Origin of the sequence: Catenulispora sp. GAS73, from assembly GCF_041262085.1 — a bacterium.
Lineage (GTDB): Bacteria > Actinomycetota > Actinomycetes > Streptomycetales > Catenulisporaceae > Catenulispora.
On record NZ_JBGCCM010000024.1, the window covers coordinates 160,693 to 177,708 of the forward strand.

Sequence of the window (17,016 nt, forward strand, 5' to 3'; positions counted from 1 at the left end):
TGGGTGTCGCCTCCGGGTCAGTCCAGTCCGGCGACCTCCACCGATGGCAGGTCCTTGATCTGGTGTTTAGTCAGCCGGACGGCCACGCCCTCGGCGTCGATCCCGGCCACCTCGCCCACCGGGATCGCCACCCGCTTGTGGCCCCACAAGTGCCCCTCGTCGAGCAGCACGTGCGTGACCGCCTCGTCGGCCGGGTCCACGACCAGGCCGCGGACGTGGCCGATGTGCCCGTCCCGGGCGGCGACGCGCTCGCCACGCCGGATCCGCACCTCGCCGGACGGCACCCGGTCCTCGATCTCCATGCGCGGCGCGGCCAGCGGGTCCATGCAGGTCAGGCCCATGGCCGCGCCAGCCGGCGCGAGACCGTAGAAGGGCCAGTACAGGACCTCGCCCTCGCGCAGGCCGTAGCGCTGCTCGGCGTCGGAGGCCGTCAGGAAGTGGGTCCGGACCGAGGGCTCCATGCGGTCGAACTCGGCCTGGGTGCAGGCCAGCTCGACGCCGCCCGCGGCGGACCGGGCCAGCTCCGCCGGCACCAGCCGGCCGGCGGTGCCGTCGCGCGCCACCACGATCAGGTGCGTGAGGCGTTCGGCGACCGGGTCGACGACGACGCAGACCAGGTCGCCGCACCGCCCGGTGTGGCAGCGGACCTCGCTGCCGATCTCGTACTTCGCGAAGGCGTTCATCGCTACCTCCTTCCGCCCCCTGGTTGTCTGCTCCGGCCCGAGTCCGGCGCGCCCCCGCCCTGCTCAGGCCGTGCTCAGGCCTCCGAGAGGACCGATCGGACCCAGTCGACGACGCTGCCGGCCGGCGCGGCCTGCGCCTGGGCCGGGATCGGGGCGGCCGTGCCCGGGGCCGCCGAGCCGGCCGACTCGGCCGATACCGCCGCGTCGGCCGGCTGCGACGGTGCCGACGATGTCGCCGCCGCCGCTGCCGGCTCGGACGACGCCGACGCCGAGCCCGGCGCCGCCACCGGCCAGATCCCGATCCCGCCAGGCGCGGTCCCGGTCACCGCCCGGCGCCGGGCCGCCGTCAGCTGCTCGCCGACGGCCAGCAGCTCGCCGGGGTCGCACTCGCGGCCCAGTTCGACGAAGGTGATCTGCTCCTCATGGTCAATATGCCCATGAACGGCGGCCAGCAACTGTGCCAGCAGCGGTTCGAACCGCGCGTCGGAGGGATCCTTGGCCTCCAGGTCCCGGACCATGTGCTCGACCGTCAGGTGCTCGGCGGTGTGCTGGTCGGCCAGCACGTCGCCGTCCGGCAGCACGCGCCGGGCCAGCGGCAGCAGGTAGCGCTGCGCGGCCTGGGTGTGCCAGGCCAGCTCCAGGGCGAGGGTGTCGACCAGGGACTTGCGCGCCACGTCCGGCCCGCCGCCGGTCTCCAGCCGCCCCACGATGCCCTCGACCGTCCGGTGGTCGCCGGCCAGGACCTCGATCACATCGCGGCGGTCGGTAGCGCTCATCCAGCAGCTCCTCGATCCGGGCCGACCTCGCTGGTCAGCGTCGATACCTTGTGACCGCTCGGGCCGGACGTAAACACACCCGATCGGGTGATGGTGAACACCGCAGCCGCGACACCTGACGTTTAGGACTCCAGGACTGGGTTAACGGCGTCGGGTACCCAATCCGACGATCAGCACCGGGAGGAAGTCTTGCTGACTCTCACCGACCGGGCCGCCGAGGCCGTCCACAACCTGACCAACCAGTCCGATCTGCCCGACGAAAGTGCCGGGCTGCGCATCGTCTCGCACGGCGCGGCCCAGAACAGCGGGCAGGGCCAACTCTCGTTGTCCCTCACCCAGGGCCCACACGCCGGAGACGCCGTCGTGGAGACCGGGACCGCCCGAGTCTTCCTGGAGGCCGAGGCCGCGCAGGCCCTGAACGACCAGCAGCTGGACGCGACCGTCGCCGACGACGGCGGCGTACGCTTCCTGCTCGCACCCCAGCAGTAGCAGGAGCACCGCCGGCCGGGTCGGCCGCAGCACATGCATGTGCTGCGGCCAGCCCGGCTTTCGCGTATTCGGCGTACACGTGCGAGGGGTGACGTGGCGTACCCAAGACGCGGGAATCCTTCCCACAGGCGGGGTTGTCCCGGGTTCCCCGTCGCGTCGGCGGGCGCAGCCAAGCTGACCGGGCCGGTGGTGTCAAGTCGCACGAAACCCGACCAAAGCAGCAGCGATCCGACTTGATACCACCGGACCGGTCTGCTTCCGTGAGGCGACGATGCGACGGGGAACCCGGGACGAGGCGACCACAAGCAGCGTCCGGCAGCCGACTACGCGGCCCCCCCTCCCCGGAGCGAGTGCCGCTCGCCGCGCAGGCGCCGCCGGAGGCCCTGCTTTTGACTTTTGACTTTCGGTGCCCACCACACCCGGCCGCCGGCCGCCGACCTGACGTGTGCGCAGTGACTCGGACCCGCGCGCGGTCGTGCCCAGCACCACCGCCAGCCGCCAACACCACGCCAGGCACACCACCGAACCGCGCCACCCAGCGGATCCTTCTTAAACCCGTGCGAAGCCGTAAAAAGCTCTTAAAACCCACCACCAAACCGCACCCGCCACACCCACCAACCACCCGCTACCCGCTGCCCGCCACACCCACCAGCCACCAGCCACCAGCCCCCCACCACCACCAGCACCCCCACACACGTCACCAACGCCGAAGAAACCGAGCACACCCATGCTCGTTTCTCTCATGAAACGCCCCGTGCCGACTGTCTCCCGATTTCGAACAAACTGTCGCCCGCAGCATATCAGCCCACTAATTTCTAGTCCTTACATAAGAGCCCTAACGTTTCTATGCTGGGCGCGACCATCCTCGGGGGCGACGCCACAGCGCACACAGGAGGGCACGTGCATCATGCCGTTACACCAGGTCAAGGGCGATCTCCAGGGGAGGCGGAAGCCGGGCGCCCGCCCCTTCGGCAGTTGGGGAAGCTGAGCGTCCCGGCCCAGGGGCTGGGGTGCATGGGGCTCAGCGAGTTTCGCGGACCGGTGGATCCCGGGGAGGCTTTGCGGACCGTTCACCGCGCGCTCGATGCGGGCGTGACCATGCTCGATACCGCGGACATCTACGGGCTCGGACGCAACGAGCGGTTGGTCGGGCAGGCCGTGCGGGGGCGGCGGGATCAGGTCGTGATCGCCACCAAGTGCGGGATCGTGCGCGGGCGCGGGGACGCCGGGCGGCAGCTGTGCGGGACCCGGCGGAACATCAAGGAGTCGTGCGAGCGGTCGCTGCAGCGGCTCGGCGTCGACCACATCGACCTGTTCTACCTGCACCGGGTCGACCCGGCCACCCCGATCGAGGAGTCCATGCTGGGCATGGCCGAGCTCGTCGAGGAGGGCAAGATCTGGTACGTGGGCCTGTCGGAGGCCGAACCGGAGACCATCCGGCGCGCGCACGAGGTGGTGCCGATCACCGCGCTGCAGAGCGAGTGGAGCCTGTTCACGCGCGACGTCGAGGGCGAGGCGCTGGCCGTCTGCCGGGAACTGGGCATCGGGGTGGTGGCGTTCTCGCCGCTCGCGCGCGGGTTGCTGTCCGGGGCCATCCGGGAGCTGGGCGACCTGGGCGCCGCCGACGAGCGGCGCGTCAACCCACGGTTCCATCCCGAGAACTTCGACCGCAACATGCGCCTGGTGTCAGCCCTCGAAGACGTCGCGGCCGGGATGGGGCTCAGCGTGGCGCAGCTGGCGCTGGCGTGGGTGCACCACCAGGGGGACGACGTGGTGCCGATACCGGGCGCCGAACGCGCCTCGCACGTGGAGGACAACATCCGGGCCGCCTCCATCCAGTTGAGCGTCGAGGATCTCGCGCTGCTCGAACGCCTGTCGCCGGCCGAGGCGGTGGCGGGCCACCGTATGGACGCCGTGCGCTCCGGCATGCTGCCCGCCGACAAGCCGCGTCATAACAGTTGACCCGTTCCGGAAGGCCCGTATGTACACCGTTTTCCGACCCGAGCTGGATGACCTCGCCCGCGAGATCCTCGCCCGGTACCGCGCGTACCAGGAGGGCCGGACGACCCCGGCCGAGCTCGACGCCCACCAGCTCGACGCCTTCGTCGCCACCCTCGCCCACACGAAGGAGCACTCCCCGCTGTACCGCGAACGGCTGTCGGACATCGAGCCGACGGATGTCAAAGAACTGACTCCCGAGGCCTTGGCGGGCATACCCTTCACCACCAAGGACGATCTGCGGGACCACGGCTTCGGCGTGTCCTCGCTGCCGGTCCACCGCGCCTGGGTCTACTACGAGACCACCGGCACGACCGGGGCCTCGACGCCGAGCCCGCGCGCGGACGTCGACAGCCTGAACACCAACATCGCGATGACGGTGCAGTACGAGCCGCTGCTGCGCGGCTTCGGCGACGAGCAGGTCATGGGTGTCTGCGGGCCCAGCGAACTGCACGCGCACGGGGACACGTTCACGGAGGTGTGCCGGAACCTGGGCTACGCGAGCGTCAAGATGTGGCCGTACTCGCCGATGATCGGCTTCGACCGCGCGCTGCGCGTCATGCGCGAGCTGCCGGTGACCGGGCTGTTCTGCACGCCGGGCATGGCGGTCGCGCTGGCCAAGGCGGCGATCCGGTCGGGGTCGGATCCGCGCCGCGACTACGCGATGGACGTGCTGATGCTCACCGGCGAGACGGCACCGCCAAGCCTGCTGGCGCACATCGGCCGGCTGTGGGGCGCGCAGGCGCACCTGTCGCTGTACGGATCGCAGGAGTCTTCGGTACTGGCGCTCGGTTCGGTGGACGGGAGCCTGCGACTGACGCCGCTGCTGAACTACTACGAGGTGGTGGATCCGCTGTCGCTGGAGCCGGCGATCGCCGACGCGAACGGGGTCCTCCGCGGCGAGATGGTGGCCACGCACCTGTATCAGGGGGCGAAGCCGCTGGTTCGCTATCGCACAGGCGACCTGGTACGACTGCACCCCGACGCCCGGGTCGAGGTCCTGGGACGCGCGGCTGAACGGCTGGTCCTGAACGGCGTCGAGACGAGCGTGTACGAGCTCGAAGATCTGCTCATCGACGGCATCGAGGGTTTCCTGGACCATCGGATCCTGATCGACCGGCAAGCCGAACGCGATGTCCTGACACTGGTCCTGACCCCGGAGCACGAAGGCGACGGCACCGGACCGCGAGGCGTCGAGCCGCGGATCGCGGCCTGCCGCGAGACGTTCGACACCGAGGTGGAGATCGTCGTCGCGGACGCCGAGACGGCGATCGCCGCCCAGGGGCCGGTGAGCTGGAAGACACCGCGCATCCACGATCGGCGAGCCGCCGGCTGAGGAGCTGGGAGGCGGCGGCGCGAGCAGATTCAGTGGGCTCGCCGCCGCCGCTCGTGCTCCCGCCACACGTGCAGTCGCCGAACACGCCGCCGGTGCGGCTGCCGGAGACCGTTCTTTCCGGACAACCCGCGCGCTACACGAATCGCCGCAGGTGTCTTCGAACGGCCTCGGGCTGCTCCTGCCAGGGTTCATGCCCGTGATTCCAACGCTGACAGCGGCCGGGGATCGTCGACCCCGCCGAGCGGTTCGGTGTGCGCCGGCAGGCAGGCTCGCAGCTCGTCGAGGTGCTCCTCGATCGGGTTCGCACGGCTGCCCGCAGACGCCGCCCCGTTAACTGAGCCATGAACAGCGAACTTGGCAACGAAGGTCGGTGAACCAGGCCAGAGTCAGCAGCTCGACTTCCTCCTCTTCTCTGCGATGCGCCAGCGCCTCCAGCTCGCCAAGCCGCTCCTGCCGCGCCGCGGTCGTGCGGCGGGCGCGTTCGGCTCGGTACGCGGTGCGCCAGGCAGAACCTGCTCACCAGGTCGGTGCCGTAGGAGTGCCCGATCAGCACTGCCTTGTCCGTGCCCCACGCATCCAGCAGTTCGGCGAGGTCGTCGATATGGCGGCGACATCGCCCAGGTAGTCCGGCAGGCCCGGGCCGCCGTGGAGCATGACCACGGGTGGTCTCAGCGTTCTGTCTCCCCGCGCGATCCAGCGGATCCGCACCCCGTCGGTCATCCGTGCCAGGCCCTGCGTCTGCGTCTGCGTCAAAGAAACACCGTCTCCGCGCGGCTCGGCGAGGCGACGGCTCCCTCAGCCGCGGCATGCCCCATCGCCTCGGCGGCGCGGTCCGGCTCGTCACGCAGTTCCTTGGCGCTGAACTCGTCGGCGACGCGTCCCGCGACCAGGATGGTCACCCGGTCGGCGACCTCGGCGGCGAAGGCGGGACGGGGCGCGGCCACCAGGATGGTCAGGCCGCGGTCCGGCAGGGTTTTGATGAGGTCCGCTATGTCCTGCACGATCAGCGGCGCGAGGCCTTCGGTGGGCTCGTCGAGCAGCAGCAGCCGGGGCTGCCCGAGCAGGGCGCGGGCGATGGCCAGCATCTGCTGCTCACCGCCGGAGAGCTGGCGGCCCCGGTGCCCGGCGCGTTCGGCCAGGCGCGGCAGCAGTTCCTTGACGTTCTCCGGCGTCCACTGCGCGGTGGCCCGCTCGCGGCGGCCGCGGCGGCCGAAGGCCAGCGCCAGGTGTTCCTGGACGGTCAGGCCCGGGAACACCCTGCGGCCCTGCGGGACCAGGCCGACGCCGGAGCGCGCACGGCGGTGTGCGGGCTGGCGGGTGACGTCCGCCCCGGCCAGCTCGACCCGGCCCGAGGAGGTCGACACCAGGCCGGACACCGTGTGGATCAGCGTCGTCTTGCCGGCGCCGTTGTGGCCGACCACGGCGTGCACCGAGCCCTCGGGGATCTCCAGGTCCAGGCCGTGTAGCACGGTGCCGCCGTCGTAGCCGGCGGTCAGGGAACTGAGACTCAGCATCAGAGCGTCTCCTCGGAACTGTCGTCGGAGCTGTCGTCGGAGCTGTCGAACTTCCAGTACGACGGCCGGTCGGCGTCGCCGGCCACGGTGGCCGGCGTGCGCGGATCCCGGCTGTCCGGTCCCGATCCGGCGGACCCGACCGCCGACTCCCCCAAATACGCCTCGCGCACCGCGGCGTCCGCGGCGATCTCCGCCGGCGTCCCGGTCGCCAGCAACGCCCCGTCCTGCAGCACGGTGACCGTGTCGGCGACCGCCGCCACGAACGCGAAGTCGTGCTCGACGACCACCACCGTCACCTGCTCCGGCAGCGCCCGCATCGCCGTCAGCAGCCGCTCGACGCCCTGATCGGTCAGCCCGGCCGCGGGCTCGTCGAGCAGCAGCACCCGCGGGTCGGCCGCGAGCGCCATCCCGATGTCCAGCATCCGCCGCTCGCCGTGCGCCAGCGCACCGGCCGGACGGTCGGCGAGCGCCGTGATGCCGGCGGTCTCCAGGTAGCCCTCGCAGGACTCGGACAGCTCGCGGTACCGGCGGCGCCGCCATTTGCCGCGCAGCTGGGAGTGCGGCCACGCGGCCAGCGCGATGTTGTCCGCCACCGACAGCGTGCTCCACACCGTGGGCTGCTGGAACGTGCGGGCGATGCCCAGCCGGGAGCGCTTCGCACGCGTCGTGCGCGTGACGTCGCGGCCGTTGTAGCGGATCCGGCCGGACGTCGGACGTAACTCCCCGGAGATCAGGTTCAGCAGCGTGGTCTTCCCGGCGCCGTTGGGCCCGATGACCGCGTGCCGCCGCCCGGCCTCGAAGTTCAGGTCCAGGCCCGCGACGGCGACGGTCGCGCTGAACGCTTTGGTCAGACCGCTGACCTCGATCGTCGCCGCTCCGGATGGCGAGCTCATGCCGATCCTCCCCGTCGTTTCAGCACCCGGGGCACCCGCAGCGCCTGGAACCGGATCCCGGCGACGCCGTCCGGAAACGCATAGACGGCGATGATGAACATCAGGCCCAGCAGCAGCGGCCCGTGCCCGGGGAACGGCCCGGCGAGCCAGTCCCTGGTAGCCACGATAAGCCCGGCCCCGAGCAGAGCGCCCAGAGGCGACGTCGCGCCGCCCAGGACCACGGCCAGCAGGACCAGCGCGGAATTGGAGAAACTGCCGTCGTCCGGCGACACGTACTGGTTGACCGTGCACATCAGCACCCCGCCGAACCCGGCCAACGCACCGGCCGCGACATAGGCGAGCCACTGATACCGCGTCACCGGGTGCCCGGCCGAGCGCATCCGCGCCTCGTGGTCCCGGCACGCCAGCAGCAGCTTGCCCACCGGCGAGCGCAGCACCCGCCACACGATCGCCACGATGACGGTCGTCGCTCCGAGCACGTACCAGTAGACGTTCCGGTCGGAGTTCAGCGTCGCCATCCCCGGCAGCGGCTGCACAGGCGGGATGCCGTACATCCCGTCCGTCCCGCCGGTCAGCGACCGCCACTCCCCGGCGGCGGTGACCGTCAGTTCGCCGAGCGCCAGCGTGGTCATCAGGAACGCCACCCCGCGCGTGCGGATCGCGACCAGCCCGGTGGCAGCGGCGAACGCGGCGGCCACCAGCGTCCCGCACAGCAGCTGCACGACGCCGATGGTGTGCCCGTGCGTCCCCAGCACTCCGGCGGTGTAGGCCCCGACCAGGAACGGCGCCGCCTGTCCCATCGTCGGCAGCCCCGAGTATCCGGCCAGGACGCTGACACTGACGGCCAGGACCCCGAGCGCCAGTGCCTTCGACAGCAGGCTGATGCCGTAGCCGTCGAAGCTCGACGGCGCGATGAGAAGGAACGCGGCCAGCACCACGGAGGGCACCCCGGCGCGCACCCGAGGCGAGGCGAGAAGCGTCGCGACCGCCGAGCCCGAGCCGGAGCCCGAGCCCGAACCGGAGCCCGAACCCGAGGCCGTCGCCTCCGAGACATTCGAGCCCGCCGGGTCCGCAGAGTCCGGAGAGTCCGGAGAGTCGGTGGGAACCGTAGGCGCCGTCATGCGTGCGCTCCCACAGCCGCGCCCGCCGAAGCGGACGAGCCCCGGAACGTGCGCACCACGAGCGCCACCGTCATCAGCCCGAACAGCAGGTACGGCGCCCAGTTCGACGAGATCGACACGCCGAGCGTCTCGATCTCCCCGACCGCGATCGCCGCCAGGAACGCCCCCACCACCGAGCCGGGCTTCCCGAGCACGATCACGACCATCGAGAGCATCAGCACCTTGTCGGCGGTGTCCGGACCGGGGCCGATGATCGGCGCGCCGAGCCCGCCGGCCAGCCCGGCCAGCGCCCCGGCCGCCCCGCACAGCGCGGCGTGCACGCGCCACGGCGCGTAGCCCATGGCGCCGACCATGTCCCGGTCGTCGGCCGCGGCGCGCAGCAGCGAGCCGGCCCGGGTCCGGCCCAGGACGTAGGTCCCGGCCAGCGCCAGCACCGAGGCGACCACGATGAACATCAGGCGGTAGGTCGGGTAGACGTGCCCGAAGATGTGCACGGTCCCGTTGACCGAGTTCGGGATCACGACCGGGTGTTGGTCCCCGCCGTAGACGGTGCTCAGGATGTCTCCGCCGACCAGGGACAGGCCGAAGGTCAGCAGAGCCTGGGGTAAGTGCCCGCGATCGGCCAGCGGTAGGGTCCCGGCGGCCAGCACCGCGCCGCCGAGTGTGCCGCCGACGGTGGCCACGGCCAGTCCCAGGAACGCCGACGCCCAGGAGCCGTTGGACACCGTCGCGGCCAGGTAGCCGCCGAGCGCGAACAGGGTCCCGTGGGCGATGTTCAGCACACCGCCGATCCCGAACAGCAGTGTCAGGCCCGCGGCCGCGACGAACAGCAGCAAGCCGTACGCCACGCCGTCCAGTGCGGGCACGAAGTGCGCGTTGATCGCACCCATGGAACCCCTTTCGCAGTGCTCTTGCAGGTTGTGCGGTTGAGCGGTGGTGCGGGTCGTGCGGTCTACGAGTGCCGCGGTCGTGCGGCAATACAGACAATGCTCGTCGATCCGTCAAGCACATCGGGCCGGTCGAGCAGAATCCTGCTCGACCGGCCCCCCTGGCGGCGGCTCAGCTGCCGATGGTCGCCAGGTCGCCGATCTTCACGTTCGCCAGCGCCGTGCCGTCCATCTCCACCTTGCGCAGGTACCACTTCTGGACCGGCACGTGCGTGTCCGCGGACAGCTGCCAGGTCCCGCGCGGGCTGTCGATCTGGCCCATCGCCTTGATCGCGGCGTTGACCGCCTCCGACGTCGGGTTCGCGCCGGCCTTGGCGATCGCCTGGTCCAGCACCGAGGCCGCGTCCCAGCTGTACATCGCGGTCGCCGGCGGCGCCTCGCCGTTGTACTTCTGGCTCCACGCCGAGACGAACGCGCGGTTCGCGGCGCTGGAGATGTCCGGCGAGTAGTTCATCGAGGTGATGATGCCGTTGGCCGCCGAGCCCTCGGCCTTGAGAGTGCCGCCCTCGGTGATGAAGCCCGCAGCGTAGAGCGGGATGCTCTTGGCGTCGGACTGGGACCAGTCCTTCACGAAGTCGATCGCGCTCTGACCGGTGTAGAAGCAGTAGATCGCCTTCGCGCCGGAAGCCTTGACCTTCGCCAGGTACGGCGTGAAGTCCGAGGTGGTCGGGAACGGCGTGAAGGTGGGCTTGCCACCGTCGTTGGCGAGCTTGCCGCCAGCCTTGGTGTAGGAGTCGGTGAAGCCGCGGAGCTGGTCGTAGCCGCCCTGGTAGTCCGGGCCGAAGGCGTAGACCGAGCCCTGGACGTTCTGCGCCATGTACGGGCCCATGGCGCCGCCGGGGTCGGTGGACATGAAGCTCATGGTCCACAGGTGCGAGACGTCCTTGACCGTCGGACGGCCGCCGGTGTTGACCACCGGCACGCCGGCGGCGGTGGCGATCGGCACGACCGCCTGGATGGTCGGGGTGGCCACGATGCCGGCGATGGCCAGCACGTGGTCCTGCTCGATCAGCTGCTTGGCCACCGGCACCGCGGCCGAACCGCCGTTGGCCTCGTCGCCGACGTCCAGCTTGACGGTGTGGCCGCCCAGCTTGCCGCCGTGGTTGTCCAGGTAGAGCTGGAACCCGTTCAGGTGGTCCGGGCCCAGCGCCTTGTTGCTGCCGGTGAGCGCGGTGATCAGGCCGATGTGGATCGGCGAGTCGGCCTTGGCGTTGCTCTTGCTCGAAGTGCTGCTGCTGCATCCGGCGGCCGCGAGCGCGGTCACCGCGCCGACGACCATGAACGCCCTCAGGCGCGCCGGTACTCGGGACGAGAACAAGACTTTCTCCTTAAGCGGTTGATATCAGTGGTCATCCGGAGTGCCGGAGCGCCGGCCGGTCTGGCCGGCGCGGCCGCCGATCTCACGGTTCTGCGATTGGTGCGGCGGTTCAGTCAGTGGTTCAGTGGTCCGGCGGCGACGCGGTACGGCCCGGTCCGGCTCACTGGCCGGCGTAGGCCGCGTCGGGGTTCATCCGCAGCTGGGTCACGGCGTGTTCCACGAGCGTCACCAGCACCCGCTTGCTCGACTCGCGGCGGCGCGCGTCGCACATCAGCAGCGGGACCGAGTCCCGGACCGAGAGCGCGTCGCGGATCTCCTCGTGGCCGTGCATGGGGGCGCCGTCGAACTGGTTGATCGCCACCACGTGCGGGATCGACCGGTGCTCGAAGAAGTCGATGGCCGCGAACGCGTCGTCCAGGCGCCGGACGTCGGCCATCACCACGGCGCCGATCGCGCCGCGGGCCAACTCGTCCCAGAAGAACCAGAACCGCTCCTGCCCGGGCGCGCCGAACAGGTACAGGATCAGGTCCTGGGCCAGCGTGATCCGGCCGAAGTCCATCGCCACGGTGGTCGCGGTCTTGCCCGGGATGCCCCGCACGTCGTCGATGCCCGCCCCCGCGACGGTCATCTCCGCCTCGGTGGTCAGCGGCTGGATCTCCGAGACCGAGCCGACCAGCGTGGTCTTCCCCACGCCGAAGCCCCCGGCCACCACGATCTTCGCCGCGGTGGCCTGGTTCGCCCGGTTCACCGCATCCTCGCCGAAGCCTCACGGGCCAGCATCCGCGAGCGCGCCATCGGCGTCAGCGCCGCGCCGACCTGGTTGATCAGCTCGGCCATGGTGTAGGAGACCTGGCCGATGTCGCACTCGCGGCGGGCGAAGACCAGCAACGAGGCGCCGTCGCTGACCGCCATCGAGAACAGGAAGCCGCCGAACAGCTCGGTCAGGTTGCTCTGCACCGGGGCGGCGTGCAGCAGCCGCGCCGCGCCGGCCAGCAGGCCGACCAGCCCGGAGGCCACCGCGGCCAGGTTCTCGGCCTGCTCGTCGGTCAGGTCGTTGCTGGCCGCCACCACCAGACCGTCCGCCGAGACGGCCAGCGCGTGCACGACGCCGGGTACGCGCAGTGCGAAGTCGTTGAGGAGCCAGTCCAGATTGTCGGGGGGACTGCTGGGCATGAGCGACATTTAGAAGGTTCCTGTACTTGAAGGCGGCGTGTAGGGGGTCTGGGGGACACTGCCGGGGGCGCCGCGGCCGCCGATCCCTCGGGCGTAGGCGACCATCGAGGCCGACACCCGGGACGGGTCCCGCTCGGCCGGGCTGGTCTCCTCCGGGACGTCGTCCATGGCCTCGGCGGGCAGCCGCGCCAACGGCACCCGCTTGGGCAGCCCGTGCGTCGTTCTGACCTGCTCCGCGGCCGGCGCGGGGGGTGGTGCCGGAGCCTGGGGGGCGGTCGGCAGAGCAGGCTGGGCCTGGTACGAGGGCTGCATCGGAGCCGGCGCGGGAGCCGGTGCCGGAACCGGGGCCGGCGGCCGGGGCTGGTACGACGGCTGGTTCTGGAACGAGGGCTGCACCGGCGTCGGAACCGTGGGCCGGGGCTGGTAGGACGGCTCGCCCTGCGACGACGGCTGGGCCGCGGTGGCGGCGGCCGGAGCCGGGTAGGAGGGCCTGGGCTGGTACGACGGATGCTCCTGGTACGACGGCTGCGCCGGGGGTTCGAACGCCGCCCGCATCTGGTAGTCGGACTGCGGCTGGTTCTGCCACGAGGGCTGCGAGCCCTGCGCCGCCCGGGCCGCGGCGGCCTGCGCGGCCTGGACCGCCTGGGCTTGTGCGGCTTGAGCCGCCTGCGCCTGCGCCGCCTGAGCCGCCTCGGCCGCCGCACGGCCGCGCAGCGCTCCGGCCAGCCACGGGCTCACCGGGCCGTCGGTCACTCCGGGACCGGATATCGCGCCGCCGACCGGGGCCGCGGGACCGGCCGGGCGGCTCAGCGGCCGGACCCGGATCGGGGCCGGCGGGAAGCCGTTGACGCCCGCGGCGATGCCCGGCTGGGTCGCGCCGTAGGGACCGGTGTCCATGGCCGCCGCGGGGACCGGCGGCTGCGGGTACGGCGCGGGCCGCTGCCGCGGGTCGAAGCCGCCGCCGGGCGGGCCGGCCGGGGCGGGCGGGCCGTACTGCTCGGCGTCCTCCTCCGGCGTCGCGCCCCGGCGGCGCCGTCCGCCGTTTCCGGCCGCACCGGCCGCACTCGCCGCGGCCGCGGGGTTCGAGCCGTACGCGCCGGGCTGTCCCATCCCGGAAGCCAGGGTGTTGATCGCCGCGGTCGGCGAGGCGGGGAACGAGGTGAAGGAGCTCTCCTGCGCGCCGGGCGTCCAGTACAGCGTCGGCGGAAGAACGAGCTCTGCGATGGTCCCGCCCTGCGGGTTCTGCCGCAGTTCCACGGCTATGCCGTACCAGGACGCCAGCTGCCCGGCCACGGTCAGGCCCATCGCCTTGACCGAGGCCGCGTCCAGGTGGGTCGGCGTGGTCAGCCGGGCGTTGAGCTCCGAGCGCCGGCGCGGCGTCATGCCGATACCGCGGTCGGTGATCTGCAGAATGATGCGGTCGGCCAGCACCCGCATGTCGACCAGCACCCGGCTGTCCGGGGAGGAGAACGCGGTGGCGTTGTCCAGCAGCTCGGCGCACATGTGCACGAGGTGGTCGACCACCGGCGGGGCCACGACCACGCTCATGTCGACGTTCACCAGGTCCACGCGCGAGTAGCGCTCGATCCGGCCGGAGGCCGCGCGGATCACGTCGATCAGCGGCACGCCCTCGTCGCGCACCCGCACCGTGCCCTCGCCGCCGAGCACCAGCAGGCTCTCGTTGTTGCGGGTCATGCGCGCGGCCAGGTGGTCCAGGACGAACAGCCGGGCCAGGCGGTCCGGGTCCTGCTCGTCCCGCTCGGCCTTGTCCAGCTCCAGGGTCAGCGCGCCGGTCAGGCGCTCGCCGCGGCGGGCCAGGGCGACGAACGCCGCGCCGACGCCGGCGCGCAGCAGCACCTGTTCGGCCGCGGTCCGGATGGCCTCGCGCCGGACCGCGTTGAAGGCCCGGGCCACGGCCGCGATCTCGTCGTCACCCTTCACCGGCAGACCGCCGGCCGCCTCGTCGGCGAACTCCTCAGGGGTCTGACCGGTCAGCGATCCGGTGCCGCGCAGCGCCTGCACCGCGGCCGGCAGGTCCTCGAAGGCGACCGCGTGCGCTCCGTCGCGCAGGCCTCGCAGACCCTTGATGATCGGCCGGCCCAGCCGGAGGCTCACCATCAGCGCCAGCAGCATGGTGCCGGCGATCGCCGCGGCCTCGACGCCGGCCAGTTCGCGCTGGCGGGTGCGGTCCTTGGCGATCAGGTCCAGGGTTCCCAGGTCCATGTCGTGGCGCACGCCGTCCAGCGCCGCGAGCCGGGCGTCCAGGGTGCTGGTCCACAGCTTCGGATCCAGCTGGACCTTCGTCCCCGGCGGGGTGTTCGCGACGGTGTCCTCCAGCTGGCCCGCACCGGCCATGCCGGGGCCGCCGAGCGCCTGGTTCGGGACGTCCTGCCAGCTGGCCGGGGCCAGGGCGCCGAAGGACTCGATCGCGCTGGCGTAGCTGGAGCGGCTGCCGATCAGGTCCTGCTGCGCCGACGCGGTCTGGAACGGGGCACCGAGCGTGCGCAGGACGTCCGCTTCCTCGCCGCTGAGCGATTCCCGGGCCTGGCTCAGCGCCGAGGTGGCCCGCAGCATGGTGGCGACCTGCGAGGAGGCCCCGGAGTTCTGCACCAGGTCGTGGTAGGCCAGCAGGTCGGCGATCACGATGTGGTACTGGAAGTCCGCCGCGGACAGCGCCTGCGAGTTGCCGGTGCGGATGTGGTCCCGCAGGGTGTCGATGGCCCGCAGCTCGCCGTCGATCCGGTTCAGCAGGGTCTTGCCGTCCGAGGACAGCCAGGGCATGCCCTTGAGCTTCTCCTCGTAGACCGCGGTCGCGGCCTGGGTCTTGGAGATCTGGTCGGTCAGCGGGTTCAGATCGGTGCCGGCCGGCGCGGTCAGGAACAGCGCGACCTGGGTGCGCTCGGCCTGGAGCTCGGCGACCAGGTCGCCGGCGGCCGAGGCCGAGTTCATCAGGGTGTACAGATGCCCGGCGCTGATCGCGCCGGACGTCGAGGTCACCAAGGCCAACGCCCCGAAGCCGGAGACGGCACACAGGGGGACAGCGACCAGTATGCCGAGCTTCTTGGTGATTCTCACGGAATAGCCTTTGCGATCCGCGCTGGTCGGCGCATCGGGTGGTGGCGAACGACGTCAGGGTGGCTTCTACGCGTGGTTCAACGCTCGATCAAAGTTCTGTCAAAGGCCGACCCGACGGCCGCGAAACAGACCACTGCTTTGTTCGAGCGAATGCATGCTAGCGGAAAGTGCTTGCCTTGAGACAGCCTGGGTGGTGGAACGGACACGGAACGCGCAAAACTGCCGGTGAACAGGCGGTTCGGGGCTTACCGGGCGCCGGGTATGCCCCTTTCCGGACGAGCCGGACCGGTGCGTCCGCCCGCCGCGACTACTGAGTGTTGCCAAAGTCCGAAGAAACACGTGATGACTACGCCGATTCCGAGACGAAACGCCGACGGGAATCGACGCCGATGTGGTCGATCAGGAATTCACGAACACGTAACCTCAAGCACCGGCCGGCTGATCGGTGGCGCCGGCCGGGTCGGTCGGGTCTGCGCCCGCCGCGCCGCCCGAGTCGCCGCCCGGGTTGGTCAGGTCGGCAAGCAAAGCAGAGACCGGAGGCGGCGTCCAGCGTTCATCCCTGGGCTTGTTCACGCCATATTCGTCCTTGAGGTGATCAGGGATCGCATAGTGCATGACGCGGCCCCGCGTCAGGGAGCTGAGTTCGAAGCGCGTGGTGACCGCGCCGAGCCGGTCGATGACCATCGCGGCCAGCGGCGAGCGTTCCTTGAGGTGTTCGGTGACACCCAGCAGCAGCGGCGCGGCCGGCACCAGGTGGTCGAAGACCGCTGAGCGGGGCACCTGGAGCCAGTCCGCGGCGGTGTCCCCGACCAGATGGCGGATCAGCGCCGGGACCACCGGATCGAGCAGCGTACCCGGGACGACCTCCTCGTACAGCTCGATGAGCTGCCGCGTCAGGCTGACGCCGGCCTCGGAGGGGCCCATGAACTTCGCCATATAGAGGTCTGAGAAATCTCGCGCCTCGGACAGATCCACCGGCGCCGTTCCGGTGTCGATGCCGAGCATCGCGCCAACAACCCGCCATGCGTAGAAATACGCATCCGCACCGGCCTCCGTGACATGAACACCCAAGCGGTGCAACGCGTCCAGGACCTGGATCGAGAACATCATCTGGCCGCCGATCATGTCCTCCTGGCAGATCGGCACGCCCCAGGCCACCTCGTCCCACGCGCCTTCGCGGCGCAGGTGATGCCGGATCGAGGCGTGCAGGAGGCGCACCTTCTGCGCGGCCGGGACGAAGCTGCCGCCGGCCTCGAAGGCGTCGGGGCGCATCAGGTAGACGGTGAACTGGCCGGTCGCGGCCATCCGGTTGGACGGGTAGTCCAGGGCGTGCGTGGCGGCCAGCAGCTTCGCGACGTGCGGCAGCATGTAACACGCCGGCATCGAGGCGAAGGACAGCGCGGTGGAGATGTGGACGTTGTTGTCGATGAAGAACATCCGCGCCGCCTCCATCCGGTCCCAGTCGACCCAGTCCGGCGGCGTCGCGGTGGCGGCGAGGTAGTCGCGGGCCACCTGCGGCAGGCCCTCGGGCAGCGGAGCGCCGGAGCGCTCGAACCAGCGCATCAGGGTGTTGAAGTGGCCGATCTCGCCGGCCGCGAACAACGCGTCCACGGTGGCGTCGGCGAGGTCGTCGCCGCGCAGGCGCAGCGCGGCCATCGCTTCGGGGGTGACGGGCATGGGGGTCACTACCTTT

At 71.3% G+C, this 17,016-nt stretch carries 15 protein-coding genes; 3 read left to right on the forward strand and 12 right to left on the reverse strand.

The features are described 5' to 3' along the window. Positions 1–17 precede the first annotated feature (17 nt). Both ABH935_RS32255 and ABH935_RS32260 read right to left on the reverse strand, forming a co-directional pair. Positions 18–683 (reverse strand): hypothetical protein, encoded by a 666-nt coding sequence (locus tag ABH935_RS32255; RefSeq protein WP_370381728.1) that lies wholly within the window; start codon positions 681–683, stop codon positions 18–20. A 74-nt stretch (positions 684–757) separates the two neighbouring features. Beyond that, a complete protein-coding gene (locus ABH935_RS32260) occupies positions 758–1,459 on the reverse strand; it encodes a hemerythrin domain-containing protein (RefSeq protein WP_370381729.1) in 702 nt (233 codons plus the stop codon). Positions 1,460–1,648: 189 nt separating this feature from the next. Here ABH935_RS32260 and ABH935_RS32265 point away from each other — a divergent pair, with 189 nt between their 5' ends. From ABH935_RS32265 to ABH935_RS32275, 3 genes are all read left to right on the forward strand, one after another. Continuing rightward, positions 1,649–1,948: an adhesin gene (locus tag ABH935_RS32265; RefSeq protein ID WP_370356208.1), complete on the forward strand. Its 300-nt coding sequence runs from the start codon at positions 1,649–1,651 to the stop codon at positions 1,946–1,948. Between the two features lie 1,014 nt (positions 1,949–2,962). Beyond that, positions 2,963–3,910 (forward strand): aldo/keto reductase, encoded by a 948-nt coding sequence (locus ABH935_RS32270; protein ID WP_370381730.1) that lies wholly within the window; start codon positions 2,963–2,965, stop codon positions 3,908–3,910. A 19-nt stretch (positions 3,911–3,929) separates the two neighbouring features. Beyond that, positions 3,930–5,282: a phenylacetate--CoA ligase family protein gene (locus tag ABH935_RS32275; protein WP_370381731.1), complete on the forward strand. Its 1,353-nt coding sequence runs from the start codon at positions 3,930–3,932 to the stop codon at positions 5,280–5,282. A 546-nt stretch (positions 5,283–5,828) separates the two neighbouring features. Here ABH935_RS32275 and ABH935_RS32280 read toward each other — a convergent pair. The 10 genes from ABH935_RS32280 to ABH935_RS32325 form a co-directional block, all read right to left on the reverse strand. Continuing rightward, on the reverse strand, positions 5,829–6,035 hold the full coding sequence (locus tag ABH935_RS32280) for a hypothetical protein (protein ID WP_370381732.1): 207 nt from the start codon (positions 6,033–6,035) through the stop codon (positions 5,829–5,831). Next, positions 6,032–6,796: an ABC transporter ATP-binding protein gene (locus ABH935_RS32285; RefSeq protein WP_370381733.1), complete on the reverse strand. Its 765-nt coding sequence runs from the start codon at positions 6,794–6,796 to the stop codon at positions 6,032–6,034. The genes ABH935_RS32280 and ABH935_RS32285 overlap by 4 nt, the downstream gene beginning before the upstream one ends. After that, the gene (locus ABH935_RS32290; RefSeq protein WP_370381734.1) at positions 6,796–7,689 is read right to left on the reverse strand and encodes an ABC transporter ATP-binding protein; all 894 of its coding nucleotides are present in this window, start codon (positions 7,687–7,689) and stop codon (positions 6,796–6,798) included. Before ABH935_RS32290 ends, ABH935_RS32285 begins: the two co-directional genes overlap by 1 nt. Further along, entirely contained in the window at positions 7,686–8,810 is a 1,125-nt protein-coding gene (locus tag ABH935_RS32295; RefSeq protein ID WP_370381735.1) for a branched-chain amino acid ABC transporter permease, read from the reverse strand. The genes ABH935_RS32290 and ABH935_RS32295 overlap by 4 nt, the downstream gene beginning before the upstream one ends. After that, entirely contained in the window at positions 8,807–9,700 is an 894-nt protein-coding gene (locus tag ABH935_RS32300) for a branched-chain amino acid ABC transporter permease (protein ID WP_370381736.1), read from the reverse strand. The genes ABH935_RS32295 and ABH935_RS32300 overlap by 4 nt, the downstream gene beginning before the upstream one ends. A 169-nt stretch (positions 9,701–9,869) precedes the next feature. Then, positions 9,870–11,075: an ABC transporter substrate-binding protein gene (locus ABH935_RS32305; RefSeq protein WP_370381737.1), complete on the reverse strand. Its 1,206-nt coding sequence runs from the start codon at positions 11,073–11,075 to the stop codon at positions 9,870–9,872. Between the two features lie 160 nt (positions 11,076–11,235). After that, complete coding sequence (locus ABH935_RS32310; RefSeq protein WP_370356918.1) at positions 11,236–11,823, reverse strand: ATP/GTP-binding protein; 588 nt, start codon at positions 11,821–11,823, stop codon at positions 11,236–11,238. After that, the gene (locus ABH935_RS32315) at positions 11,820–12,257 is read right to left on the reverse strand and encodes a roadblock/LC7 domain-containing protein (RefSeq protein WP_194917934.1); all 438 of its coding nucleotides are present in this window, start codon (positions 12,255–12,257) and stop codon (positions 11,820–11,822) included. Before ABH935_RS32315 ends, ABH935_RS32310 begins: the two co-directional genes overlap by 4 nt. Next, the gene (locus ABH935_RS32320; RefSeq protein ID WP_370381738.1) at positions 12,258–15,323 is read right to left on the reverse strand and encodes a nitrate- and nitrite sensing domain-containing protein; all 3,066 of its coding nucleotides are present in this window, start codon (positions 15,321–15,323) and stop codon (positions 12,258–12,260) included. A 423-nt stretch (positions 15,324–15,746) separates the two neighbouring features. Further along, on the reverse strand, positions 15,747–17,000 hold the full coding sequence (locus tag ABH935_RS32325; protein WP_370381750.1) for an oxygenase MpaB family protein: 1,254 nt from the start codon (positions 16,998–17,000) through the stop codon (positions 15,747–15,749). Between the last annotated feature and the right edge of the window lie 16 nt (positions 17,001–17,016).

What these genes read in the sequence shown, in the direction of transcription:
- ABH935_RS32315 (WP_194917934.1), bottom strand. Translation starts at nt 12,257, where the DNA reads ATGTCGCTCATGCCCAGCAGTCCCCCCGACAATCTGGACTGGCTCCTC.
- ABH935_RS32255 (WP_370381728.1), bottom strand. Translation starts at nt 683, where the DNA reads ATGAACGCCTTCGCGAAGTACGAGATCGGCAGCGAGGTCCGCTGCCAC.
- ABH935_RS32290 (WP_370381734.1), bottom strand. Translation starts at nt 7,689, where the DNA reads ATGAGCTCGCCATCCGGAGCGGCGACGATCGAGGTCAGCGGTCTGACC.
- ABH935_RS32295 (WP_370381735.1), bottom strand. Translation starts at nt 8,810, where the DNA reads ATGACGGCGCCTACGGTTCCCACCGACTCTCCGGACTCTCCGGACTCT.
- ABH935_RS32325 (WP_370381750.1), bottom strand. Translation starts at nt 17,000, where the DNA reads ATGCCCGTCACCCCCGAAGCGATGGCCGCGCTGCGCCTGCGCGGCGAC.
- ABH935_RS32270 (WP_370381730.1), top strand. Translation starts at nt 2,963, where the DNA reads ATGGGGCTCAGCGAGTTTCGCGGACCGGTGGATCCCGGGGAGGCTTTG.
- ABH935_RS32285 (WP_370381733.1), bottom strand. Translation starts at nt 6,796, where the DNA reads ATGCTGAGTCTCAGTTCCCTGACCGCCGGCTACGACGGCGGCACCGTG.
- ABH935_RS32275 (WP_370381731.1), top strand. Translation starts at nt 3,930, where the DNA reads ATGTACACCGTTTTCCGACCCGAGCTGGATGACCTCGCCCGCGAGATC.
- ABH935_RS32260 (WP_370381729.1), bottom strand. Translation starts at nt 1,459, where the DNA reads ATGAGCGCTACCGACCGCCGCGATGTGATCGAGGTCCTGGCCGGCGAC.
- ABH935_RS32300 (WP_370381736.1), bottom strand. Translation starts at nt 9,700, where the DNA reads ATGGGTGCGATCAACGCGCACTTCGTGCCCGCACTGGACGGCGTGGCG.